Origin of the sequence: Microbacterium dauci, assembly GCF_030065535.1 — a bacterium.
GTDB classification, from domain to species: domain Bacteria; phylum Actinomycetota; class Actinomycetes; order Actinomycetales; family Microbacteriaceae; genus Microbacterium; species Microbacterium dauci.
In genome coordinates this window covers 311,170-334,787 of sequence record NZ_JASJND010000006.1, presented here as the reverse complement: position 1 = coordinate 334,787, position 23,618 = coordinate 311,170, and the positions used below count along the sequence as shown (strand labels likewise).

The following is a 23,618-nucleotide window of genomic DNA, read 5'->3' as shown; positions in this document are numbered from 1 at the left end:
CGGGGCGGACGGATCCGGGCTCGGGAACATCGCACCGCGGTGTCGGCGTTGCACCCGGCGTGGAACTCGTCGACGTCGTGGTGATCGGCGCAGGTCAGGCCGGCCTCTCGGCGGCGCATCACCTCCGCCGCCGGGGCTACGGCCCGGTCGGCGGCGACGGTCCGTCGATGGTCGTCCTCGACGCCGAGGAGCGCGCTGGCGGCGCCTGGCAGCACCGGTGGGCGACGCTGCGCATGGGGACGGTGAACGGCATTCACGAGCTGCCCGGCCATCCGGTGCCACCCGCCGACCCCGCGGCGCCGAGCCGCGAAGTCCTGCCCGCCTACTTCGCGGAGTACGAGGCGATGTTCGACCTCGACGTGCAGCGCCCCGTGCGCGTCACCGCCGTGCGCCGCGCGGCCGACGACCCGCACGGGCGACTTCTCGTCGAGGCGACAGACGGACGCACCTGGGCGGCGCGATACGTGATCAACGCGACGGGCACGTGGCGCCGCCCGTTCTGGCCGCACGTCGCCGGAACGGAACGCTTCGCGGGGCAGCAGCTCCACGTGCACGACTACGTGTCGGCCGAGGCGTTCGCCGGTCGGCGCGTCGGGGTCGTCGGCGCCGGCGTCTCGGCGATCCAACTGCTCGACGAGATCTCGGCCGTCACCGACACCCTGTGGGTCTCCCGCACCGAACCGCAGTGGGATGCCACGGCCTTCGACACCGCCGCGCGCATCCAGGCGATCGCGGGCGTCGAGGAGCGGGTGCGGCAGGGCATCCCACCGGGCAGTGTCGTCTCGGTCACGGGCGCGCACTGGTCGCCCTGGGCGCAGTCGGCACGGGACCGGGGTGCACTCGTGTGGCATCCGATGTTCACGGCGATCGAGGAGCACGGCGTCCGGATGCCGGACGGGTCGTTCGAACCGGTCGACGTCATCCTGTGGGCGACCGGGTTCCGCGCCGACATCGCGCACCTCGCACCATTGCGCCTGCGTACGGCCGCGGGCGGCATCCGCGTCGCGGACTCGCGCGCGATCGACGAACCCCGCCTGTTCCTCATCGGCTACGGACCGTCGCAGTCGACGATCGGCGCGAACCGCGCCGGCCGGGCAGCCGTCCGCGCGATCATCGCCGACGGCTGACGCGCGTCGTCCGCGCGGGTGCCATACCTCAGGCTGATCGGCGCTCGCGGAGCCGCTCGACGTCTTCAGCGGCAGTTCTGCCTGAGTTACGCGCCGCCCTCCGCGCCCGCGTTACGTGTCGATACCGACGTCGCTCGCGTCGACCGTCGAGATCGCCCGCGTCTTCGCGTCGTCCGGCTCTGGCGCCGACTGCTCCGGCACGTCGGCGGTGTCGCCGCCCACGACCGGGATCGTGCCGGTGTGCACCGGCAGCGATGTCGCGGCCGTGGCATCAGGCACCGAGGCCGACAGCAGCGTGCCGTCCTCGCGCAGCTGCTCGCCGATCTGCCGCAGCGTAGGACGCCCCGGGATCACCGTGCCCTGCCCGTCGAGCGGGATCGTGACCTGCTCGCCGCCGGCGACCGTGTACCCAGCGCCGCGGACGGTGAACGAGACCGCCTCGCCGGGACCGGCGACGACCGTCATCTCGTCGCGGCGCACCGTGACGTTCAGACGCGTGCCGTGCCAGTGCTGCACGAACGACAGCGACGGCCAGTCGGCGGGCAGGCGCGGGTCGAAGCTGAGCGCACCACGGTGGTCGCGCATGCCGCCGAAGCCGCAGACGAGCGCGGTCCAGACGCCGCCGGCGGATGCCACGTGCACGCCGTCCGACGCGTTGTTGTGCAGGTCGCCGAGGTCGACGAACGCCGACTCACGGAAGTACTCCAGTGCGAGGTCCTGGTAGCCGACCTCGGCGGCGAGGATCGACTGCACGACCGCCGACAGCGTCGAGTCGCCGGTGGTGAGCGCGTCGTAGTACTCGAAGTCGGCGAGCTTCTCGGCAGGCGTGAACTGGTTGCCCTGCAGGAACAGCGCGAGCACCACGTCGGCCTGCTTCAGCACCTGGTACCGGTAGATCACGAGCGGGTGGAAGTGCAACAGGAGCGGTCGCTGCTCCTTGGGCGTGTTGTCGAGGTCCCAGACCTCGCGCTCGAGGAACACGGCGTCCTGCGGGTGGATGCCGAGCGCCTCGCTGTACGGGATGTGCATCGCCTCGGCGGCCGCCTGCCAGGCCTCGGCCTCTGCCGGGTCGAAGTCGAGCCGCTGAGCGAGGGCCGCGTACGCTTCGGGCTCGTCGACCGACATCTCGCGGACGACCCGCGCCGCGTAGCGCAGGTTGTACCGCGCCATCACGTTCGTGAAGAGGTTGTCGTTGACGACCGTCGTGTACTCGTCGGGGCCGGTCACGCCGTGGATGTGGAAGCTCTCGGGGTCGCCGCCCTCCGAGAAGCGCCAGAACCCGAGGGTCGCCCACAGACGCGCGGTCTCGACGAGGATGTCGACACCCTCGCGGTAGAGGAACTCGGTGTCGCCGGTGGCGCGGACGTACTTGCCGACGGCGAAGGAGACGTCGGCGTTGATGTGGTACTGCGCGGTCCCGGCGGCGTAGTAGGCCGATGCCTCTTCGCCGTTGATCGTGCGCCACGGGAACAGTGCGCCCGCCTCGTTGAGCTGACCGGCGCGCTTGCGGGCGGCGGGCAGCATGAGCGCACGCATCCGCAGCGCGTTGCGCGCCCAGAGCGGGGTCGTGTACGCGAGGAACGGCAGGACGTACACCTCGGTGTCCCAGAAGTAGTGGCCGCTGTAGCCCGACCCGGTGACGCCCTTCGCGGGGACGCCCATCGAGTCGGCGCGTGCCGCGGCCTGCGCGAGCTGGAACAGGCACCAGCGGGTGGCCTGCTGCAGGTCGTCCTGGCCTTCGATGACGACGTCGGAACGCTCCCAGAACGCCTGCACCCAGGCGTGCTGACGGTCGAACTGCGCCTGCACGCCCTCTTGCGCGACGCGGTCGAGGGTGCGGCGGCCTCGGTCGACGAGCTCGCGCGCCGGCACGCCGCGGGACGTGTGGTAGCTCACGACCTTCGCCACCGTCACCGGAACGCCCTGCTTGGCCTGCACCCGGAAGACGTTCTTCGCGATGTCGGGCTCGACGAGGCCGCGGGCGGAGTACTCGTTGTCAGTTGCGACGATGTGGTCGGCGACGACGGCGATCGTCATGCCGGATGCCGTGACCTTGTACGACAGCGCCGAGCGGGTGCCGTCCTGCCAGTACTCCTGCGGCTGCAGCACGCGCTCCGACATCTTCTCGGCCTTGCGCGGGTCGAACCCGACAGCCTTCTGCTTACCGAGATTCCCGCCGCCGCCGTAGACGTCCTGGCCGTCCTGCCGGTTGATGAGCTGGCAGCTGATCGTCACCGGGGCATCCGCGTTCAGTACCGTCACCGAGAGCCGCATGATCGCGACGTGGCGCTCCTCGAACGAGACCATCCGCTCGAAGTCGATGACGACGTCCTTGCCGCTGGGCGTCATCCACCGCACGTGGCGCGTGAACGTACCGGTGCGGAAATCGAGCGCGCGCTCATACTCGCGGACGTCGGCGATGTCGAGCGACAGCGGCTCGTCGTCGACGTAGACCCGCATCACCTTCGCGTCGGGCGCGTTGATGATCGTCTGCCCGACCTCGGCGAAGCCGAACGCCTGCTCGGCGTGGCGGATCGGGAACACCTCGTGGAACCCGTTGATGAAGGTGCCGTGCTCCTGCGCCTGCCGCCCCTCGGGGTGGTTGCCGCGGAGCCCCAGGTAGCCGTTGCCTGCGGCGAACAGCGTCTCGGTCACCCCGACGTCGTCGAGCGAGAAGTCGGTCTCGACGAGGCGCCAGGGGTCGACGGGGAAGCGGAGGCGATCGATCATTCGGGTCCTCTTCGGGAAAGGAGGTGGAAGGACTGCGGGATCAGACGAAGACGGCGAGGTCGTCGACGACGACGTGCGCACCGACGGCGCGGAGGGTTTCGGCACCGACGCCGCGATCGACGCCGACCACGAGACCGTATCCCGCCGCGACGGCCGACTGTACACCGGAGTGCGCGTCCTCGACGGCGGCGCTCCGCGCGGGGTCGACGCCGAGCATGACGGCAGCGCGGGCGAAGACGTCGGGCGCAGGCTTCGAGGCGAGCCCCTCGTGCTCGGCGACGACGCCGTCCATGATCACCGGGAACCGGTCGATGATGCCGGCGGCGGTGAGCACCTCGCGGGCGTTCTTCGAACTGGAGACGACGGCGATCGGCACGGCGGCATCCTGGAGCTTCTGCACCAGCGCGAGCGACCCGGGATACGGCGCGATCCCCTCGGCGCGCAGCACCGCCTCGAACACGGCGTTCTTGCGGTTGCCGATGCCGCACACGGTGTCGGCGGTCGGGTCGTCCGACGGGTCTCCCCACGGCACCTCGACGTCACGCGAACGGAGCAGGCTCGCGACGCCGTCGTAGCGCTTCTTGCCGTCGAGATACTCGAAATAGTCGCGCTCGGTGTAGACGGGCTCGATCCCCCAGGCTGTGAACAGCTCAGTGAACATCGTCGCCCAGGCGTGCATGTGGACCTCTGCGGTCGGGGTGAGCACGCCGTCGAGGTCGAAGAGCACGCCGTCGAAGGTGGTGAGGTCGGGGAGCTCGTCCATCGTCACGCTCCCAGCGTATCGGCGCACCCCCGTCCGACGTCCAATCGCCGGCCGGTCGGATCAGGCGCCGGCGACCGCGTACGCCTGCCGGGCGATCTCGAGCTCTTCGTCGGTCGGGACGACGAGCACCGTGACGGCCGAGTCGTCGGTCGAGATGACGCGGATGCCGCGCTCGGCGGCCTCATTGCGCTCGGGGTCGATCCGCACCCCGGCGAACCCGAAAGTCGCGAGCGCCTCGGCGCGCACGAGCGGCGCGTTCTCGCCGACACCGGCGGTGAACGAGATGACGTCGACACCGCCGAGCTGCGCGAAGTAGGCGCCGATGTAGGCGCGGAGCCGGTGGATGTAGACGTCGAACGCGAGCGTCGCGTGCGGGTCGCCTTCGGCGCGCCGTCGGGTGATGTCGCGCATGTCGGACGCGCCGGCGAGGCCGAGCAGGCCGCTGCGCTTGTTGAGGAACGCGTCGAGGTCGGCGGGGCTCATCTCATCGCGACGTGCGAGCACGCCGAGCACGGACGGGTCGAGGTCGCCCGAGCGCGTTCCCATGACGAGACCCTCGAGCGGCGTGAGCCCCATCGAGGTGTCGACCGACGCACCGCCGGCGATCGCCGTCGCCGACGCTCCGTTGCCGAGGTGGAGGACGATCTGGCGCAGGTCACCGAGCGGGCGCTCCAGGAACGCGGCGGCGGCCTCGCTGACGAACTTGTGGCTCGTGCCGTGGAAGCCGTACTTGCGGATACGGTGACGCTCCGCGGTCTCCCGGTCGATGGCGTACGTGGATGCCGCAGCCGGCATGGTCTGGTGGAACGCGGTGTCGAAGACCGCGACGTGCGGGACATCGCCGAACGCGGCCCGCGCGGCCTTGATGCCCTGCAGCGCGCCGGGGTTGTGGAGCGGCGCGAGGGCGCTGAGCTCGTCGATGTTGATCTCCACGAGCGGCGTGATGAGCGTCGGCTCGAAGAACCGCGCACCACCCTGCACGACGCGGTGCCCGACCGCGACGGGACGCGGCTCCTGCAGCGAGGGCCCCTGGGCTGCAAAGGCACCGAGCATGACCTCGAACCCGGCGGTGTGGTCGGCGATCGGGAGCTCCTGCGTCGTCGTCGCCTTGGTCGCTGCGACGGCCGCACCCGAGAAGTACACGGTGTGGGATGCCGCGCCCACCGACTCCCCGATGCGCTCGACCAAGCCCGCGGCGAGCGCGCGCTCGGTGTCGACGTCGACGAGCTGGTACTTGAACGACGACGAGCCGCTGTTGATGACGAGGACGGGGGTCACTCGGATGCTCCTTCGGAGGACGGCGCGACGTTCTGCGCCTGGATGGCGGTGATCGCGATGGTGTTGACGATGTCCTCGACGAGGGCGCCGCGGGACAGGTCGTTGATCGGCTTGTTGAGGCCCTGGAGGACAGGTCCCATCGCGACCGCTCCGGCGCTGCGCTGCACCGCTTTATAGGTGTTGTTGCCGGTGTTCAGGTCGGGGAAGACGAACACCGTGGCGCGGCCGGCCACGTCGGATCCGGGCATCTTGGTCGCCGCGACCGCGGCATCCGTCGCCGCGTCGTATTGGATCGGGCCCTCGACGAGCAGCTCAGCGGCGCGAGCGCGCACGAGCGCGGTGGCCTCGCGCACCTTGTCGACGTCGGCGCCGGAACCGGACTCCCCCGTCGAGTACGACAGCATCGCGACGCGCGGCTCGATGCCGAACTGCTGCGCGGTCGCGGCCGACGACACCGCGATGTCGGCGAGCTGCTCGGCGGTCGGGTCGGGGATGACCGCACAGTCACCGTAGACGAGCACGCGGTCGGCGAGCGCCATGAGGAAGACGCTCGAGACGACCTTCACGCCGGGCTTGGTCTTGATGATCTCGAACGCGGGGCGGATCGTGTGCGCTGTCGTGTGTGCGGCACCCGACACCATGCCGTCGGCGAGGCCGAGGTGCACCATGAGCGTGCCGAAGTACGACACGTCGGTGACGGTGTCGGTCGCCTGCCGGTAGGTGACGCCCTTGTGGGCGCGCAGCCGCTCGTACTCGGTCGCGAACTTGTCGACGTGGACGGCGTCGAACGGGCTCAGCACCTCGGCGTCCTGGATGTCGAGGCCGAGTTCGAGCGCGCGTGCGCGGACCTCGATGGGCTCGCCGAGGATCGTGATGTCGGCGATGCCGCGCGCGAGCACGGTGGCCGCCGCGCGGAGGATGCGATCGTCGTCTCCCTCTGGCAGCACGATGCGCCGGCGCTCCCCACGCGCCCGCTCGACGAGGCGGTACTGGAACATGAGCGGCGTCACGACCGTCGAGGTCGCAAGTCCGAGGCGGCGCTGCAGCTCCTCGGTGTCGACGTGCTGCTCGAACAGCGACAGCGCAGTGTCGTACCGACGCTGCGAGTGCGCGGCCATCCGTCCGCGCGCGCTCATGATGCCGCGGACCGTCTCGTAGGTGCCCTCGTCGGTCGCGAGGATGGGCAGGTTCGAATCGAGGCCCTCGATCAGCCGGACGACCGGCTCGGGCAGCTCGAACGGCCCATAGAGCACGATTCCCGACAAGGCGGGGAACGTGCCAGACGCGTTGGCGAGGAGCGCGGCGAGGAGCACCTCGGTGCGATCGGCGGCGACCGCGAGGATCGCCCCCTCCTCGAGGCGGGGCAGCACGTTGTTCAGCGACATGCCCGCAACCACGACGTGCAGTACCTCGCGGTCGAGCAGCGCTTCGTCACCGCCGACCACGGTCGCACCCAGGGAGCGGGCGACGTCCTTCACCGACGGGGCGATGAGGTACGCGTCCTCGGGCACGGCCCAGACGCCCACATCACCGCGGGCGGCGGGCGCGGCCTTCACCGCAGCGATGATCTCGTCGAGCCGGCCCGGATCGGCGCGGTTCACGACGACGGCAAAGAGGCCGGCGCGCTCGTGCTTCACCTCGGCGAGCGCAAGGGTGGCAAGGTTCGCGACCTGCTCGGGCGACAGGGCCGCGGCATCCGCCCGGGCATCGGGATCGTCGGACTGGCCGTTCAGGACGAGCAGGACTGGCGCCCCGAGGTTCGCGGCGATGCGCGCGTTGTAGCCGAGCTCGGCGGGGCTCCCGACGTCGGTGTAGTCGCTGCCGACGATGACGACCGCGTCGCACTGCGCTTCAACAGCCTTGTACTTCTCCACGATGCGGCCGAGCGCAGCTTCGGGGTCGGCGCGTACCTCGTCGTAGGTCGCGCCGATGCACTCGTCGTAGCCGAGATCGACGCCGTCGTGGTCGAGGAGCATCTCGAGGACATAGTCGCGTTCCTCGGTCGAGCGCGCGATCGCGCGGAACACCCCGACACGCGGCGACGTGTGGATGAGGGTGTCGAGCACGCCGAGGGCGATCGTCGACTTCCCGGAGTGACCTGCAGCGGACGTGATGTAGATGCTCTGAGCCACGGTCCCAGCTTAGGACGACCTCACTTCTGGGCCACCTGGGAACGACGGGCGAATCCGCGCACCGGGGAAAGAAAGACTCTCCGCGAACCCGGCAGAGCCAAGTTACCCTTGCTACGTTTCCGTCCTGGGGGAGTTGGCCTGGATGCCGTCTCGCGGAGAGCTCCTGGAAGTCTACCCGACGTCCGGACGCGGCACGCGCGGCCCGGGTTAGCATCGGTGCCATGCGCGCCGACGCGCGCCGGCTGCGAGGGGGACGGATGACCGACGGAACGCTGGGGCGGACGAACGAGACCGCGGAGACCTTCGCCGAGGCGACGGCCGCGATCGGGGCATCCGTCTCGAAGGTCATCGACGGCAAGCCGGGTGCGGTCAGGGCCGCGCTCGTGTGCCTGCTCGCCGAGGGACACCTGCTCATCGAGGACGTCCCCGGCGTCGGCAAGACGATGCTCGCGCGGGCGCTCGGCGCGACCGTCGACGCGACCGTCCGCCGCATCCAGTTCACCCCCGACCTGCTCCCCGGCGACGTGACCGGCGTCAGCGTCTACGACCCCGTCGAGCGCCGCTTCGAGTTCAAGCCGGGCGCGATCTTCGCCCACATCGTCATCGCCGACGAGATCAACCGCTCCTCCCCCAAGACGCAGTCCGCGCTCCTCGAAGCCATGGAGGAGCGACAGGTCACCGTCGACGGCACCAGCCGCCACCTGCCCGACCCGTTCCTCGTCGTCGCGACGCAGAACCCGCTCGAGATGGAGGGGACCTACGCCCTCCCCGAGGCGCAGCGCGACCGCTTCATGATGCGCATCTCGATGGGATATCCGGATGCCGCGGACGAAGCGCTCATGCTGCGCCAGCGCGACACCGAGAACCCCCTGCACGCACTCACCCCGGTCGTGACCGCCGAGCGCATCGCATCGCTCATCACCTATGCGCGTGGCATCCACGTGTCGCCCTCTGTGGAGGAGTACGCCGTCGGGCTCGCCCGGGCCACCCGCGCGCACCCGGAGCTGCGCCTGGGAGCGAGCCCGCGCGCGACACTGCAGCTCGTCCGCGCCGCGAAGGTGTGGGCGGCGCTCGAGGGCCGCGAGTTCGTGATCCCCGACGACGTGGCGACGCTACTCGAACCCGTGTTCGCGCACCGGCTGATCGCGGCCCGCGGCATCTCGCGAGGCCGCTCCGGCGCCGACACGGTGAGTGCCGCGCTGCAGGGCATCGCCGCCGCGGTCCGCGTTCCGCTCGCAGCACACTGACGATCCGCATGTCACGCTGGCCGCTCACGCTCCGGGGAACCGGTGCGGTCGTCCTCGGCGTGCTCGCACTTATTTTGGCGGGCGCCCTCGCCGTGCCGGCGCTGCTGTTCTTCGGGGTCCTGCTGCTCGCGGTCACGGCGCTCGGCCTGGTGTCGCTGCACCTCGGGCACCGGCCCGATCGGGTGCGCCGCACGTTCTCCCCCGAAGTCGCCGCTGTGGGCGACGCGGTCACCGTGCACGCGCGGGTCGAATGCCGCACCGTGCTGCCGACCGTGGTCGGCACATGGCAAGAGACGCTGCCGGTGGGGCTCGAGGGCGACGCATCGGGCGTGTTCCCGGGGCTGCGATCAGGCTTGGTCACGGGCGGCCACAGCGTCGACCTGCGGTACCGGCTCATCGCCCGGCGGCGCGGCATCCGTCACATCGGTCCCCTGCAGGTGACGACGACCGACCCGTTCGGCTTCGCGCGGCGGACGGTGCGCCAGGGAGAACCGGTCCCCCTCACGATCGCACCCGCGCTCATCGAGCTCGGATCGCTCGAAGAGCTCCCCGGCAACGCCGGTGGCACGATGCAGACGCAGACCGACCGACTCGGGCAGGGCGCCGACAACCTCATCCCCCGCGTGTACGTCCCCGGCGACTCGATGCGGCGCATCCACTGGCGCGCGAGCGCCCACCGCGGTGACCTGATGGTGCGGCAGGAGGAGCAGGAGTCGAACCCCGAGGCCGTCGTGGTCCTGGACCGCTCCATGTCTCGGTGGGGCGCCGAGGCGCTGCGTGCGCCCGGTGAAGACCCGGCGTTCGAGGTGGCGGTGTCAGCTGCGGCATCCGCCGTCGCGAGGTTCGTCCGCGAGGGGTACTCCGTCGCGGTCATCGACGTCGACGGGCGTGAGTTGACGGAACCGATCGACGCGGGCGACGGCGCGGCCGTCGAGGCGATGATCGTGTCGTTCGCGACGCTCACAGCGCGTCGCGACGGCACCCTCGCCGATGCGCCGCCGTTGTTCGTCGGGGCGACCCTCGGACCGGTCGTCATCGTGACGGGGCCGATCGACGACCGCGACGTCGCCGTGCTCGCGCCGATCACGACGCACACCTCGCTCCCCGTGCTGCTGAGCGTAGGCGCCGACTCGACCGGGGTCCGCGCCGCGAGCGCCGCGGGGTGGCGAGCGGTCGCGCTCGAGCCCGAGGACGAGCTCGGAACGCTCTGGGCCCGTTGGGCAACCGTTTCAGAACGAGGTGCCGGTCGTGTCGGGTGAGTCGCGCACGTCAGCGCGCCCGCGCCACGACGGCGGCTCGACGATCGCACTGCTCGTGGCGATCGTCGCGGCGCTGCTCCCCCTGGTCACGGTGATCTCGCCCGGGCTGTGGACGCTCCTCTCGATCACCGGGGCAGCGGCTTTGCTCATCGCGGGGTATCTCGCCCGCCGGTTCGGGTTGCCCGCGGTCGGGGTGACGGCACTGCAGGCGGTGCTCTGGGTGGGCGGGACGACGGCCGTCTTCTTCTCGGATGCCGCGTGGCTGCTCGTCATCCCGACCGTCGAAGCCATCGAGCGGGTGCCCCTCCTCGTCGAGGACGCGTCCACAGCGATCGCGGTCGGCGTCGCGCCGCTCGACGCCACCCCGTCGCTGTCGTTCCTCATCGTTGCGGCCATCGGCCTCCTCACGATCGCGCTCGATCACGTTGTGCTGACCGCTCGGATGCCGCTGCTCGCGACGGTCGCGCTGGTCGCGGTGTGGCTCATCCCCTCACTCGCGGTCCGGCGGAGCGTCGATGTCTGGGCGTTCGTCGTGTTGGCCGCGGCGATGCTGTGGCTCATCCGCGCCGAGACGAGGTCGCGCACGTCCGCGCTCGCCGCGAAGACGCGGACCCGCGTGGGTGCGGTGTCGGCGACGATCGCGGTCGCCGCCATCGTCATCTCGGTCGTCGCCGCGCCGAACCTGCCGCCGTCCGTCGCCGGCGGCGGCGCCGTGGGCGGGACGAGCATCGACGCATCCCTCGAACTCGGCGACGACCTGCGGCGTCCGTCGGAGACGCCGGTCGTCCGCACCTGGGGCGAGGCGCCCACTCCCCCGTACCTGCGGATCGCGACGCTCACGCGACTCGACAGTTCGTCGTGGGTCCCCGACCGCGGCCGGACGGTGCCGCTCGATTCCTGGACGGCTGACGTGCCGGAGGCCGGCGAGGACATCCGCGTCCGCGAGGATACGACGAACGTGGAGGTGCTCGACCTCTCGTCGACCACGCTCCCGATCCCCTACCCCGCGACGTCGTTCGACGGTCTCGGCGACGAATGGATCGTCGCCCCCGACAACCTCACAGTCCGTTCGGCTGCGACCCCCGCGCGCGGGCAGCAGTTCAAGGTCGTCACGACGAAACCACTGCCAACGCTCGAGCAGGCTCGCGCCGCCGAGGCGGGGCTCGGTGGCGCGAGCGTTGCGGGTGCGACGAGCCTGCCCGCACCGCTCCCCCCGATCATCCGCGAGCTCGCCGCCGAGGTCACCGCGGATGCCACGACCGATTACGACCGCCTGCTCGCGCTGCAATCCTGGTTCCGCGGCACGTCGTTCGAGTACTCGCTCGAGACGCCGGTGGAGGCCGGCTTCGACGGTTCGGGTGCCGACGCCGTCGGCGCATTCCTCGAGGCGCGCTCGGGCTACTGCGTCCATTACGCCTCGGCCTTCGCGCTGATGGCGCGCACCCTCGGCATGCCGTCCCGTGTCGTCGTCGGCTTCCTCCCGGGGAACCCGACGGGCGAGACACGCGACGACGAGCGCGTGTACGAGGCGACGACCGCGCAGCTGCACGCCTGGCCCGAGGTGCACTTCGAGGGCATCGGCTGGGTCGCATTCGAACCGACGAAGAGCCTCGGCACCGCGCAGCGCTTCAACGCCGAGTCCGTCGACCCGGGCGACCCGACTCCGTCGGCGTCGCCGTCGCCCACTGCGAGCGCCTCACCGCAGACGAGCGCCCCGCCGCGCGATCCGGAGGACGGCGCGTCCTCCGGCGCAGCGACCGGCGGGTTCGATTTCCGCGGCATCCTTCCCGTCCTCGCCTGGACCCTCGGCGCGCTCGCACTCGTCGCGGCACCGGGCGTGACCCGCATCGCGCGTGACGCGGCACGAGCGCGCCGCGCGGCGGCCGGCAGTGTCGCGGCGGCGTGGCGGCTCGTCCAGGACGCCGCGATCGATCACGGCATCGAGGTGCGCGCCGCGGAGTCACCGCGGGCGTTCGGGAGGCGGCTCAGCGTGGCGTTCGGCGCGCCACGCGCGTCGATGGATCGCCTGGTGAAGGCGGTCGAGCTCTCGAGCTACGCGGCACCGGGGACACCGGCATCCGAATCGGCGGAACGACTGCGAGCAGATGCCGCTGCCGTGCGCGATGCGCTCCGCGAGGGCGCGAGTGGCAGGACGAGGTTCCTCGCGCTGGCTACGCCGCGCTCGCTGCTCATCCGCCCGGGGTCCACGTTCGCGTCGGCGGAGCAGGTATCGGCGCCCTGACGCTGGAACGGACCGTGGCCTGGAACGGACCGTGGCCTGGAACGGAGAAGTCCCCCACCGGAACCCGGTGGGGGACTTCATCTTCCGCGGAAGCGACAGGATTTGAACCTGCGAGACGAGTTACCCCGCCTACATGGATTCCAGCCATGCTCCTTCGGCCGCTCGGACACGCTTCCAAAGGTCGAGGTTATCACGCAGGACAGTGCGCTCCCGGCGCGGCGTCAGTTGAGCGCGCGGGTGCTCGGCGGCACGACACCGTCGGCGTAGAGGTCTTTCGCGACATCCTGGAATGCGGTCAGCGCCACACGCTGGGTGAGCGGGCCGTACGAGATGCGTGCGACGCCGAGCCGCTCGTACTCGGCGGCTGTGAGCGCGCCGGGCAGGCCGATGACGCTGACCCGGCCGATGCCCTCGACCAGCGCGGCCGCCGTCGCGGCATCCAAGACGCCGGGAACGAACACGACGTCGGCGCCGGCGTCGATGAACGCGCGCCCGCGCGCGATCGCGTCGGCGAGCGATTCTTCGGCGGGCCGGTCGCCGCCACGCACGAACGCATCGGTGCGGGCGTTCAGCGCGAACGGCACACCCTCGGCTTCGGCCGCACGAACGGCCGCAGCGACGCGTGCGACGGACTCCTCGAAGGGGCGGAGCCGGTCTTCGATGTTCGCGCCGACGATGCCGACGCCCACCGCACGCCGCACGGTGTCGGCGGTGTCGTCGTACCCGTCGTCGAGGTCGGCGCTGACCGGGACGTCGCCTGCGGCCTCGACGATGCGCCCGACCATGTCGAGGGTGACGTCGAGCGGGATGGTGCCGTCCGCGTAGCCGAACGATGCCGCGATCGAGTGCCCCGCTGTGGCGATGGCCCTCGTCTCGGGAAGATCGAGCACCGCCTTCGCAGAGATGACGTCCCACACGTTGACGACGCGGAGGATCTCGGGAGCGGCGTGCAGCTCGCGGAGGCGGCGAGCGCGGTCGGGGGTGCTGAGAGTGGTCATGTCTCCACCGTGCCACCGATTCGGCGACGGAGGGTCGCCCGTGTCCTCAGAAGTCCACACGCGCACGGGACGACCCGGTGACCACGGCCCTCGCGGGCCCGCCACCGGGTCGCCGGTCACGGCCGGACGAATCCGACCGATCGGCCCGTGTCGCCACTCCAGGCACCGGATGCAGCGCCACGGGAGTTGTCGAGGAATCCCCCCTCGCGAGCCATCGTGCCCTGCGGCGCGCGACGCCGATAGGGGTTGCCTCGACCCGACGATCTCTGTGATCATCAGGGGTTCGGCTCGCGCGGCTCAGGCAGAGGCGAGCGCCACGAGCGCGTCACCGGAGAGTCGCTGTGTCGTCCATTCGTCCATGGGGACCGCGTCCAGCGACCGGTAGAACGCGATCGACGGGGCGTTCCAGTCGAGCACCGTCCACTCGAGGCGGGCATACCCGCGCTCGACGGCAACAGCGGCGAGCGACGCGATGAGCGCTTTGCCGTAGCCCCGGCCCCGCTGCGCCTCGTCGACGAACAGATCCTCGAGCCAGATGCCGTGCCGACCGGTCCACGTCGAGTAGGTGAGGAACCAGACGGCGATCCCCACGATGTCGCCGCCCCGCTCCACGACGTGTGCGAACGCCTGCGGGTGGTCGCCGAACAGCCGCGCCGCGATCTCGGCGGCCGTGTTCTCGACGGCGTGCGGCTCGCGCTCGTACTCGGCGAGCGCGCGGATCGCGGCGAGGATGCCCTCCTCATCACCGAGCGCAGCTGCACGGAGTACTGCACCGTCGTCGAAGGTTCGGAACGGGGTGGATGCCGCGGAGGTCATACGTCGAGCGTAGGCGAACGCCCGGCGCGCCCGTCACCGCCGGCAGCAGACATGCCCGAGCCGAGGACGGCCAACCACGGACTGTGCGTCGGGTCGAGGAGCGACTCGGCGAGCCGATCGAGCGCACCGCGCGCTCCGATGTCGCGACGACCCCGCGGCGGGTCGCATTGGCGAGCCGCGCACGCTCGCGCCAGCGCTCGCCCTCCTCCGCGGACTCGCCGAGCGCGACGACGATCTCGGCGACGAGGGTCGGGTTCAGCCGGGATCGATCCGCACGGAACGCGTCGAAGACCGTCGACCGGGCGACTCGCGCCGCCGACGGCGCGGCACCGTCGGCCGCGCGACGCGCAGCGATATGCATAGCGTTATCGGCATACGTCGCGCTCGACTCGGCGCGGAGCGCCTGCAGCGCGGTCGCGACATCGGCCGGCGTCTCTGCCGACGAATCGTCGTGATCGGTGTTCATCGCACGGTGCCCCCTGTTCGCCGCCGGTGCGCCTCACGAGTGTGACCGGCCGAGAATCTTGTCCGGGCTCGTCCGGAATCGCCACTTCGTGACAGTTCCGTCATCTGAGGTACGTACCATTCCAATGTGCCTCTTCTGGGGGGAAGAGCGCGTTGACGGTCGGGCCCGTCACGCCTGGCACACCTGTCCGACCAGCGGGACATGGCGGGATCGGATGCCGGAGGGACGGCGTCCGATCCCCATCCACGCCCTACAGGTCACCGTCTGTGCTCAGCCGGACGCGGCGGCATCCCAACGCGAGAGCACGCGAAGCGCCTGGAAGGTCAGCCATGGCGAAGGCTCGCCCTCGGCGACGTCGAGGGGGAACCAGACCCGACCGGGGATGACGTGTTCCTGCACCCACGTTCCGTCCGGGCGACGCCGCGCACGGATCGACTCGACCGCTTCGGTCATCCGTTCGTCGAACGGGATCCCGTCGTGCAGCGCGGCCGCGGTGAGGTGGTCGAGCGCCTTGAGGGTCGTGAACTGGGCTCGAGGCGGATACATGAGCACGTCGGTCCAACCACCGAGCGGTTCGCCGTTCGAGAGCCGATAGCGGAGCCGCCGTGCGAGGAGGTACTCCTCGCCGCGCCGCCGGGTCGCGATCATCTCGGGTGTCGCGCCGACGCGTTGCTCGTACTCGAGCAGTGCGCGGACGGCATTGATCGTGGAGTGGAACGACGAGCGGGTCGAACCCTCGACCCACTCGCAGTTCCAGCCGCCGTCGGGCAGCTGGTGCGCGACGAACCAGTCGGCGAGCGCAGACATGTCACGGCCGAGCCACGTGCCGTTGCCGAGCGTCATCGCGTTGATGCAGACGTCGACCTCACCGCCCCAATACGGCATGTCCTCGTACTCCCAGACCACCGACTCCAGCTTCCGGTCCGTGTCCGCCAGCACCGCCGGATCGAGGCCCCACTCCCGAAGGAACGTCAGCGACCACGTCGTGGCCGTGAACGGCTGACCGTCACCCTCAGGCGGCAAGCCCGCCTGCAAGCGTGCGACGACGTCGGCCGGGAAGAACGCGCCGCCCGCCCATTGTCCGTCGGGGTCCTGGTGCGAGAGGAGCGCGGCACCATGCCCCTCGGTCGCGATCCGCGCCCTCGTACGCGCCCATATTTCCGGCGGCTCGCCGAGCAGGTCGCGCTCGACCTGCCACCGCAGCGAGGGGTCGGTGTCGAGCAGCCAGTCGAGCACGTCGCGTTCGATCATGCCGGGAGGGTAGCGCCGGGCGCCGACACGGCGCAGCCCCTTCCCGGAGACACCTGGTGCCTATTCCAGGCCGCGCACGGGCACGCCGAGCCATTCGCCGAGGTCACGGATCTCGGCGTGCACCATCTCGCGCTCGTCGTCGTCGAACGGGAGCAGCTCGTGGACCGCACCAATGACGAGGGTCTCCTTCTTCTTGTCGAGCGCGGCATCGAGCAACCCGATGAACCGGTCGCCGACGAGGATGGGGTGGGCGAAGTAGCCGTAGACGCGTTGTGCCTTGGGCTTGAACTGCTCGAGCACGAACTCGAAGTCGAAGATCTCGACCAGCCGCGGCCGGTCGAAGAGCATCCGGTCGTACGGGTTGAGGATCGCGGCACGGCCGCCGGGGTCGTCCTGCAGCGACGCGACCGCCTCGGGGTCGACGCGGAACTTCCAGTCGCTCCCTTCGACCTCGGCGGCCTCCCCCGCCATGCCGACGCCGCTCCACGACGACTTCTGGCGCGCGATGCCGAGCGCCTGCAGGCGCCGGTGCGCGAGGTACTCCTCCGCGGCCTCGAGGTCGAGCTCAGCGCCGTGCCCCTGGTAGACACGCTCGGCGAGGTCCCACACGCGCTGCCGCCCGACGCGGCCCGTCACGGCGACCTCACCGAGGTACATCATGAGGTCGAGCATGCGGGGCACCTGATTGGAGCCGTACCAGCCGCCCTCGTCCTTCGCCTGCACGACGCTGGTGTCGGGAATGTCCGACGCCTGCAGCGGCCCGTCGGCGGTCAGCCGGCGGAGGATGTCGGCCCGGAAGTCGGCGTTCGCGTCGAGGTACTGCCGCGTGACCTCGCGCACCTTCCGCGCCCGCATGAGCGGCCACATGGCGGGCAGCAGGCTCACCGGGCGGAAATTGCCGTCGTACTCGAAGAGCTGTCGATCGTCCTCGACGGCCTTGGTCAGTTGCCCGGGTTCGTACGACCACCCGATGCGCGACCAGCAGATCGTCTGTTCACTGGGCGCGATCGTCGCGGTCGGATCGATCTTGACGGCGCCGAGCTGCTCCGCGACCTCGACGACGTCGGCGGGCCGATCGGCGTCGAGCAGCTGCGCGCGCACGGCGATGCGGCGCGCCTCGTCCCTCGTGAGCCGGTGCATGCGTCGAGGCTAGCGGTCGGCGCCGACAGTGCCCGGGGCGTCAGCGCTCAGGTCGACGGCGCCAGGCGGGCGTCGACGGTACGGCGCTCGTCGAACACGAAGCAGTCGCCGTCGAAGTGGTCGCCGCCGACGTGCTCGAAGTAGCCGAGGATCCCGCCGTCGAGCTGGAGCGCGTCGACGCCCTCCTCGCGGAGGTGGATCGCAGCCTTCTCGCAGCGGATGCCGCCGGTGCAGAAGCTGACGACGGTCTTGCCCTCGAGGTCGGCGCGGTGCCGGGTGGCGGCATCCGGGAACTCGGTGAACTTCTCGATCCGCCAGTCGAGCGCACCGGCGAACGTGCCGTGGTCGACCTCGAAGGCGTTGCGCGTGTCGAGCATCACCACTTCGCGGCCGGCGTCGTCGTGTCCCTGCTCGAGCCAGCGGTGCAGGGTCTTCGGGTCGACCGCCGGCGCGCGGCCGGCTTCCGGGCGGATCGTCGGGCGATCCATCCGGATGATCTCGCGCTTCACCTTGACGAGCATCTTGCGGAACGGCTGATCGTCCGACCAGCTCTCCTTCGTCGTGAGTTCGACGAAGCGAGGGTCTGCGCGCAGCTCGTCGACGAACCCGCGGACCGCATCCGCCGTCCCGGCGAGGAACATGTTCACGCCCTCTTCGGCGATCAGGACCGTCCCCTTCAGCGCCCGCTCCTCGGCGCGCGCGAGCAGCACCTCACGCAGCACCGACGGATCGTCGATGCGCGTGAAGAGATAGGCCGAGATGTTCAGGACGGATGCCACGCCCCCAGGGTATCCGGGGCGCGAGAGCGCGGCATCCGTCCTGCGGCTCAGGCCACCTTCGCTGCGGCGTAGGCGTCGGACGCGGCGTCGAGCGCGGCGACCTCGTCGGCCGAGAGCTCGAGCCGGGCACCGGCGAGAAGACCGTCCACCTGCTCGACGCGGGAGCCCGACGCGATCGGCACGGCGCCCTTCGCACGCAGCCAGCCGAGCGCGGCCGATGCGACGGTCACGTCGTGGGTTGCCGCGATCTGCTCGAGCGCGGCGATGATCGCGAGGCCCTCGGGGGTCGCGTACGACGCGGCGGTGCCGGCGCGAGGCGACGACTGGCCGGTCGGATCGGACGAGCGGTATTTGCCGGTGAGGAAGCCACTCGCCAGCGCCGAGTAGGGCACGACCGCGAGGCCGGCCTCGGCGGCCGTGGGGAGGACGTCCGCCTCGACCGAGCGGGCAACGAGGTTGTAGCGCGGCTGGGTCGCGACCGGCGCCGCGACGCCGAGCTCGCTCGCGATGCGGATCCACTCGCGCGTCGCCTCGGCCGAGAAGTTGGAGATCGCGGGGTAGCGGATGAGGCCGTCCGCTACGAGGGCACCGAATGCGGCGACGGTCTCTTCGAGCGGCGTCTCGGGGTCTTCGGCGTGCGCGTAGTACAGGTCGATCGTGTCGACGCCGAGGCGGCGGAGCGATGCTTCGGCCGCGGCGCGGACGTTCGCGGCCGAGAGCCCCTTGAACTCCGGGTGCATGCTCACCTTCGTGGCGACGACGACGCGCTCGGGACGTCGCGAAGCGAGCCACTCGCCGACGATGACCTCGCTCTCGCCACCCGCGTTCCCGGGCACCCACGCGCTGTACACGTCCGCCGTGTCGACGAAGTCGCCGCCGCCGGCGACGAAGGCATCGAGCAGGGCGAACGAGGTGTCGCGGTCGGCGGTCCAACCGAACACGTTGCCGCCGAAAGAAAGGGGGAAGACGTCGAGGTCACTGGTTCCGAGCGTGGTCATCCTTCGATCCTGACACGCGCAGACAGGAGGTCGGGTCGCGCTCAGCGGGCGAGGATGTCGTCCGCGTTGTCGCCGATCCAGGCCATGAGCGGCATCATCCGCGCCATAAGCTCCTCGCCGCGCGCCGTCAGCGAGTACTCGACGCGCGGCGGGACCTCGGGGTATGACACGCGCGCCACGAGACCGTCGTCGACGAGGGTGCGGAGCGTCGAGGCGAGCATCTTCTCGCTCACGCCGTCCACGGTGCGCTTGAGCTCGCCCCATCGGGCCGTGCCGTCGGTCAAGGCCATGAGCACGAGGACGCCCCACTTGCTCATGACGTGATCGAGCACGGTGCGCGTCGGACACCCGTCCCCGAAGACACCGGGCGCGGACTCGCGCAATTGCCGGAAACTCACCGCCATGTAGGTACCTTACCGAAAGGTGGGTACCTCCGTCTCGGAATGCGGACGATCGACGACTCGTTCCGGATCTGCAGCGCGACACCGCGCTCCAGCGAAAGGACTCCCCCATGACCATCCTCGTCACCGCCGCCAGCGGCCACCTCGGACACCTCGTCGTCGATGCCCTCCTCGCGCGCGGCGTCGCCGCGGGCGACATCGTCGCCGGAGCCCGCACGGTGTCGAAGGCGCAGGACCTCGCCGACCGCGGCATCCGCGTCGTCCCGCTCGACTACGACGACGCGGCATCCGTCACGACCGCCCTCGAGGGCGTCGACCGCGTGCTGCTCATCTCGAGCTCGGAGCCCGGTTCGCGCTTCGCCCAGCACCGCACGGTCATCGATGCGGCCCGCGAGGCGGGCGTCGCCCAGCTCGTGTACACGAGCCTCGCGCACGCCGACACGGTCGACTTCGTGCTCGCGCCCGACCACAAGGCGACCGAGGAGGCGATCGCCGCGAGCGGTGTGCCCGCCGTGATCCTCCGCAACAACTGGTACATCGAGAACCACCTCGGCGACGCCGCGGCCGCAGCCGACACCGGCTCGTTCTCAGCCGTCGGCGGCGACGCGCGGATCGCGGCGGCGAGCCGCGCCGACTACGCCGCAGCGGCGGCCGTCGTTCTCACCGAGGACGGTCACCTGGGCCAGGTCTACGAGCTCTCCGGCGACACCGCCGTGTCGTACGACGACATGGCCGCCGCGTTCGGCGAGGCGCTCGGTCGCGAGGTGACCTTCGTGCCGATCGACGAGTCGCAGCTTCGCGCCGGCCTGACCGCCGCCGGCCTCGACGCGGGCACCGTCGAATTCGTGACCGCGATGCAGACGGGAATCGCCCGCGGCGTGCTCGCCGACGCCGACCCGACGCTCGCCCGCCTCATCGGCCGTCCGACGACGCCGTTCGCCGAGGCGATCCGCGCCGCCCGCGCGAACTGATCCGGCGACGGGGGTGGCCATCTCGGCCACCCTCGTTCCATGCGCCGGAATGCACCGAGCGGATGCCGCGTTGCATCCGGCATGCAGCGCTTCGGCACCCTCTCCTTCGGCCACTACGGCCCGCTCGGTCGCGGTCGCGAGCTCACCGCCGGTGACTCGATGCTCCAGGCCATCGACCTCGCGCAGGGCCTGGACGACCTCGGTGTGAACGGCATCGCGTTCCGCGTCCATCACTTCGCGCGCCAGCAGTCCTCGCCGATGCCGCTGCTCGCGGCCATCGCCGCGAAGACGGAGCGCATCGAGGTGGGCACCGGGGTCATCGACATGCGGTACGAGAACCCCCTGTATCTCGCCGAGGAGGCGGCATCGGTCGACCTGATCTCGGGCGGGCGACTCGCGCTCGGCGTGAGCCGCGGGTCACCCGAGACCGTCGTGAAGGGCTACGAGGCGTTCGGGTACACCGGTTCGCAGGATCCCCGAGGCGCCGACATCGCCCGCGACCACTTCTCGACGTTCCTTCGCGCGATCGACGGCGAGGGCATGGCCGAGGGCGACCCGTCGAGCCCGTTCGGCGGGGCGAGCGGGCCGCAGCGGGTGGAGCCCCACTCCCCCGGCCTGCGCTCGCGCGTGTGGTGGGGTGCGGGCAACCGCGACACGGCGGTCTGGGCCGGGCAGCAGGGTGTGAACCTCATGTCGTCGACCCTCCTCACCGAGGCCGACGGCCGCGAGTTCGACCTGCTGCAGGCTGAGCAGATCGACGGGTTCCGCCAGGCTTGGTCGGATGCCGGTCACCCCGGCACCCCGCGCGTCTCGGTGAGCCGCTCGGTGTTCCCGATCACGACGGCCGAGGACGACCTGTACTTCGGTCGCTCTGCCGAGCAGGGCGGTATCGGCGTCATCGACGGCATGCACGCGACCTTCGGCCGCACCTACGCAGGCACCCCCGACCGGCTCGTCGAGCAGTTGCAGCAGGATGCCGCGGTCGCAGCCGCCGACACCCTGATGCTCACCATCCCCTCGCAGTTGGGCGTCGAGTTCAATCTCCGGATCGTCGAGGCGTTCGCGAAATACGTCGCGCCGAGCCTCGGGTGGGAGTCGACCCGCGCCTGATCGCCCCTTGCAGGTCGGCGGAGACTCGTCAAGGCGGGTTGCCGCCTGGCGATGGCTGACTATCGTCGAGGAAACCGCGCGACCAGCACGCGCACGGAGGACGAGGATGGCCGACCCAGACGACCGCTCCACCCACACCGAACTGCTCGACGGCAGGTACCGCCTCGGCGACCGCCTGGGCAGCGGCGGCATGGCCGACGTGTTCCGCGCATTCGACGTGATCCTCGGGAGGGATGTCGCGGTGAAGATCATCCGCGCCGGGGCCGATGGTGTGACCGCGCCGGAACGCGCTCGCGGCGAGATGGCGGCGCTGGCGGCGCTGAACCACCCGTCCCTTGTGATGCTGCTCGATGCCCACCTCGACGGCGAGGCCGACCACGAGTACCTCGTCATGGAGTTGGTCGAAGGCCCGACGCTTCGGGAACGACTCGCGACCGGCCCCCTGGACGAGCAGGATGCTTCCCACCTCGCTGCCGAACTCGCCGAGGCGCTCCACGTCGCCCACACCGCCGGCATCGTGCACCGCGACCTCAAGCCGTCGAACATCCTGCTCACCCCGGCGCAACTCCCGGGGCGCGCGTTCCGCGCGAAGCTCGCCGACTTCGGTATCGCGTACCTCGTCGACCACACGCGGGTCACGAACCCGGGTGACATCATCGGGACGGCCGCGTATCTCGCCCCCGAGCAGGTGAACGGCGCCGTCCCCGCGCCGCCGGCGGACATCTACGCGCTCGGGCTGGTGCTGATCGAAGCGCTCGCGGGCGAACCGGCCTTCCCCCACGCGGTGGGGGTCGCCTCGGCCCTGGCCCGCCTGAACGCTGCTCCGGAGCTGCCTGCGACACTCGGGCCGGGGTGGCGCGACCTGCTCGAGCGGATGACGCGAATCGACCCGGACGCTCGCCCCGATGCGCTCGAGGTCGCGGTCGCGGCATCCGCCCTGGCGGTCACCGGCGCGGTCACGGTCTCGCCGCCGCTAGTCGACCGCCGACCTGCGAGCGACGATGCCGTGACCGACGTGATCCCGGCTGCAGGCGTCGTGGCCCCGGGAGCGGCCGTCGCAGGCGCGGTGGCGCCGCCGGTCGACGGCGCGTCCGCGTTGACGGAGGCGGTGGCGACACCGACCCCCGACCCCGAAGCGACCGGTGCCATGGCCGCAATCTCGACGGATGCCGCTGCGCCGCGGACCGCGATCTTGCACCTCGGCACCGATGGTTCCGACGCGGCCGCGGCATCCGACGTTCGTCGTGGCAGACGACGCGGCCTCCTGATCGGTGCCGCCACCGTCGGCGCGATCGCGACCCTCGGCCTCGGCGCGTGGGGACTCGGCGCCTTCGGCTCGCCGGATGACGACCCGGTCGACGCGCCGGTTGTCACCGAGCCCTCCCCCGCCAGCACCCCGACCCCGACCGTGACGGTGCCCGCCGAGGTGGTCGTGAGCAACGAGCGACCGGTGGAGCAAGAAGAGGAATCACCCAGCCCCACCCCCGAACCGGAGCCGACCGAAGAGGTCGAGAGCCCCGAACCGACACCGACGACACCCGAACCGGAGCCGACGGAGCCGACCGAGCCCGAACCCGAGCCCGAACCGGAACCGACCACTCCGGCCGAGACGCCGGCCCCGGTGGCACCGTCGCCTGCCCCCGAAACACCCGCTCCCTGACGCTGCGGTCCGCTGCCAGATCGACCACAACGAGGATCACGCGCTCGGCGGGAAGACCCACACCTGCAAACTTTGCCACCTGTGCCAGCGACATCACTCGATGAAGCACTGCACGTACTGGAACGTCCGACAACTTTCGGGTGGTGTCATCGAATGGACCTCACCCCTCGGCAGGATCTAGAGAGAAGACGCGCCCACCCCGGCCGTCGCCTTCACCCCTGCCGACATCACACTTCCGCCGTTCTGAACC

At 70.9% G+C, this 23,618-nt stretch carries 18 protein-coding genes, 1 tRNA gene, 1 other RNA gene and 1 pseudogene; 8 read left to right on the top strand and 13 right to left on the bottom strand.

Translation table 11 applies throughout. From position 1 onward, the window contains the following. Positions 1 to 59 precede the first annotated feature (59 nt). Entirely contained in the window at positions 60 to 1,127 is a 1,068-nt protein-coding gene (locus QNI14_RS10385; RefSeq protein ID WP_283716517.1) for an NAD(P)-binding domain-containing protein, read from the top strand. Between the two features lie 111 nt (positions 1,128 to 1,238). Here the strand turns inward: QNI14_RS10385 and QNI14_RS10380 are convergent, their stop codons facing one another. The 5 genes from QNI14_RS10380 to ffs all read right to left on the bottom strand — a co-directional run bounded on the left by QNI14_RS10380 (position 1,239) and on the right by ffs (position 8,194). After that, a complete protein-coding gene (locus QNI14_RS10380; protein ID WP_283716516.1) occupies positions 1,239 to 3,857 on the bottom strand; it encodes a glycoside hydrolase family 65 protein in 2,619 nt (872 codons plus the stop codon). A 40-nt stretch (positions 3,858 to 3,897) separates the two neighbouring features. Next, a complete protein-coding gene (locus tag QNI14_RS10375; protein WP_283716743.1) occupies positions 3,898 to 4,620 on the bottom strand; it encodes an HAD family hydrolase in 723 nt (240 codons plus the stop codon). A gap of 60 nt (positions 4,621 to 4,680) precedes the next feature. Further along, complete coding sequence (locus tag QNI14_RS10370; protein WP_283716515.1) at positions 4,681 to 5,898, bottom strand: acetate kinase; 1,218 nt, start codon at positions 5,896 to 5,898, stop codon at positions 4,681 to 4,683. Continuing rightward, positions 5,895 to 8,030, bottom strand: a complete 2,136-nt coding sequence (gene pta / locus QNI14_RS10365) for a phosphate acetyltransferase (protein ID WP_283716514.1) — start codon at positions 8,028 to 8,030, stop codon at positions 5,895 to 5,897. Before pta ends, QNI14_RS10370 begins: the two co-directional genes overlap by 4 nt. 69 nt (positions 8,031 to 8,099) lie before the next feature. Then, an RNA gene (gene ffs, locus QNI14_RS10360) (signal recognition particle sRNA small type) lies at positions 8,100 to 8,194 on the bottom strand. Between the two features lie 93 nt (positions 8,195 to 8,287). Between ffs and QNI14_RS10355 the strand changes: the two genes are divergently transcribed. From QNI14_RS10355 to QNI14_RS10345, 3 genes are read left to right on the top strand one after another with little or no spacing between them, the layout of a single operon-like run. After that, complete coding sequence (locus tag QNI14_RS10355; RefSeq protein WP_283716742.1) at positions 8,288 to 9,277, top strand: AAA family ATPase; 990 nt, start codon at positions 8,288 to 8,290, stop codon at positions 9,275 to 9,277. Between the two features lie 8 nt (positions 9,278 to 9,285). After that, positions 9,286 to 10,536: a DUF58 domain-containing protein gene (locus QNI14_RS10350; protein ID WP_283716513.1), complete on the top strand. Its 1,251-nt coding sequence runs from the start codon at positions 9,286 to 9,288 to the stop codon at positions 10,534 to 10,536. After that, a complete protein-coding gene (locus QNI14_RS10345) occupies positions 10,526 to 12,778 on the top strand; it encodes a transglutaminase TgpA family protein (protein WP_283716512.1) in 2,253 nt (750 codons plus the stop codon). The genes QNI14_RS10350 and QNI14_RS10345 overlap by 11 nt, the downstream gene beginning before the upstream one ends. Before the next feature lie 87 nt (positions 12,779 to 12,865). On the opposite strand, the gene QNI14_RS10340 is transcribed toward QNI14_RS10345, so the two are convergent. From QNI14_RS10340 to QNI14_RS10305, 8 genes are all read right to left on the bottom strand, one after another. After that, positions 12,866 to 12,954 (bottom strand) — tRNA-Ser (locus QNI14_RS10340). Positions 12,955 to 12,999: 45 nt separating this feature from the next. Next, a complete protein-coding gene (locus QNI14_RS10335; RefSeq protein WP_283716511.1) occupies positions 13,000 to 13,776 on the bottom strand; it encodes an isocitrate lyase/PEP mutase family protein in 777 nt (258 codons plus the stop codon). 297 nt (positions 13,777 to 14,073) lie between these two features. Next, positions 14,074 to 14,592, bottom strand: a complete 519-nt coding sequence (locus QNI14_RS10330) for a GNAT family N-acetyltransferase (RefSeq protein WP_283716510.1) — start codon at positions 14,590 to 14,592, stop codon at positions 14,074 to 14,076. 736 nt (positions 14,593 to 15,328) lie between these two features. Further along, positions 15,329 to 16,309, bottom strand: a complete 981-nt coding sequence (locus QNI14_RS10325; RefSeq protein WP_283716509.1) for a squalene cyclase — start codon at positions 16,307 to 16,309, stop codon at positions 15,329 to 15,331. Positions 16,310 to 16,369: 60 nt separating this feature from the next. Next, positions 16,370 to 17,449 carry a DNA glycosylase AlkZ-like family protein gene (locus tag QNI14_RS10320; RefSeq protein ID WP_283716508.1) on the bottom strand — a complete coding sequence of 360 codons (1,080 nt, stop codon included), beginning with the start codon at positions 17,447 to 17,449 and terminating at the stop codon, positions 16,370 to 16,372. Between the two features lie 47 nt (positions 17,450 to 17,496). Then, the gene (locus QNI14_RS10315; RefSeq protein ID WP_283716507.1) at positions 17,497 to 18,228 is read right to left on the bottom strand and encodes a sulfurtransferase; all 732 of its coding nucleotides are present in this window, start codon (positions 18,226 to 18,228) and stop codon (positions 17,497 to 17,499) included. Between the two features lie 47 nt (positions 18,229 to 18,275). Then, a complete protein-coding gene (locus tag QNI14_RS10310) occupies positions 18,276 to 19,226 on the bottom strand; it encodes an aldo/keto reductase (protein WP_283716506.1) in 951 nt (316 codons plus the stop codon). A gap of 41 nt (positions 19,227 to 19,267) precedes the next feature. After that, entirely contained in the window at positions 19,268 to 19,630 is a 363-nt protein-coding gene (locus tag QNI14_RS10305) for a winged helix-turn-helix transcriptional regulator (RefSeq protein ID WP_283716505.1), read from the bottom strand. A 107-nt stretch (positions 19,631 to 19,737) separates the two neighbouring features. On the opposite strand from QNI14_RS10305, the gene QNI14_RS10300 reads away from it, so the two are divergent. The 4 genes and pseudogenes from QNI14_RS10300 to QNI14_RS10285 all read left to right on the top strand — a co-directional run. Then, positions 19,738 to 20,598, top strand: a complete 861-nt coding sequence (locus QNI14_RS10300; protein WP_283716504.1) for an SDR family oxidoreductase — start codon at positions 19,738 to 19,740, stop codon at positions 20,596 to 20,598. An 81-nt stretch (positions 20,599 to 20,679) separates the two neighbouring features. Next, positions 20,680 to 21,708: an LLM class flavin-dependent oxidoreductase gene (locus QNI14_RS10295; RefSeq protein WP_283716741.1), complete on the top strand. Its 1,029-nt coding sequence runs from the start codon at positions 20,680 to 20,682 to the stop codon at positions 21,706 to 21,708. Between the two features lie 106 nt (positions 21,709 to 21,814). Next, positions 21,815 to 23,368 (top strand): serine/threonine-protein kinase, encoded by a 1,554-nt coding sequence (locus QNI14_RS10290; RefSeq protein ID WP_283716503.1) that lies wholly within the window; start codon positions 21,815 to 21,817, stop codon positions 23,366 to 23,368. A 1-nt stretch (position 23,369) separates the two neighbouring features. Continuing rightward, a pseudogene (locus QNI14_RS10285) lies at positions 23,370 to 23,549 on the top strand (HNH endonuclease); the annotation flags it as partial. Between the last annotated feature and the right edge of the window lie 69 nt (positions 23,550 to 23,618).

Bases quoted from the DNA above. Each gene is read 5' to 3' on its own strand.
- QNI14_RS10355 (WP_283716742.1), top strand. From the start codon at position 8,288: ATGACCGACGGAACGCTGGGGCGGACGAACGAGACCGCGGAGACCTTC.
- QNI14_RS10320 (WP_283716508.1), bottom strand. From the start codon at position 17,449: ATGCACCGGCTCACGAGGGACGAGGCGCGCCGCATCGCCGTGCGCGCG.
- QNI14_RS10325 (WP_283716509.1), bottom strand. From the start codon at position 16,309: ATGATCGAACGCGACGTGCTCGACTGGCTGCTCGACACCGACCCCTCG.
- QNI14_RS10330 (WP_283716510.1), bottom strand. From the start codon at position 14,592: ATGACCTCCGCGGCATCCACCCCGTTCCGAACCTTCGACGACGGTGCA.
- QNI14_RS10300 (WP_283716504.1), top strand. From the start codon at position 19,738: ATGACCATCCTCGTCACCGCCGCCAGCGGCCACCTCGGACACCTCGTC.
- QNI14_RS10375 (WP_283716743.1), bottom strand. From the start codon at position 4,620: ATGGACGAGCTCCCCGACCTCACCACCTTCGACGGCGTGCTCTTCGAC.
- QNI14_RS10335 (WP_283716511.1), bottom strand. From the start codon at position 13,776: ATGACCACTCTCAGCACCCCCGACCGCGCTCGCCGCCTCCGCGAGCTG.
- QNI14_RS10295 (WP_283716741.1), top strand. From the start codon at position 20,680: ATGCAGCGCTTCGGCACCCTCTCCTTCGGCCACTACGGCCCGCTCGGT.
- QNI14_RS10310 (WP_283716506.1), bottom strand. From the start codon at position 19,226: ATGACCACGCTCGGAACCAGTGACCTCGACGTCTTCCCCCTTTCTTTC.
- QNI14_RS10380 (WP_283716516.1), bottom strand. From the start codon at position 3,857: ATGATCGATCGCCTCCGCTTCCCCGTCGACCCCTGGCGCCTCGTCGAG.
- QNI14_RS10305 (WP_283716505.1), bottom strand. From the start codon at position 19,630: ATGGCGGTGAGTTTCCGGCAATTGCGCGAGTCCGCGCCCGGTGTCTTC.
- QNI14_RS10350 (WP_283716513.1), top strand. From the start codon at position 9,286: ATGTCACGCTGGCCGCTCACGCTCCGGGGAACCGGTGCGGTCGTCCTC.
- QNI14_RS10290 (WP_283716503.1), top strand. From the start codon at position 21,815: ATGGCCGACCCAGACGACCGCTCCACCCACACCGAACTGCTCGACGGC.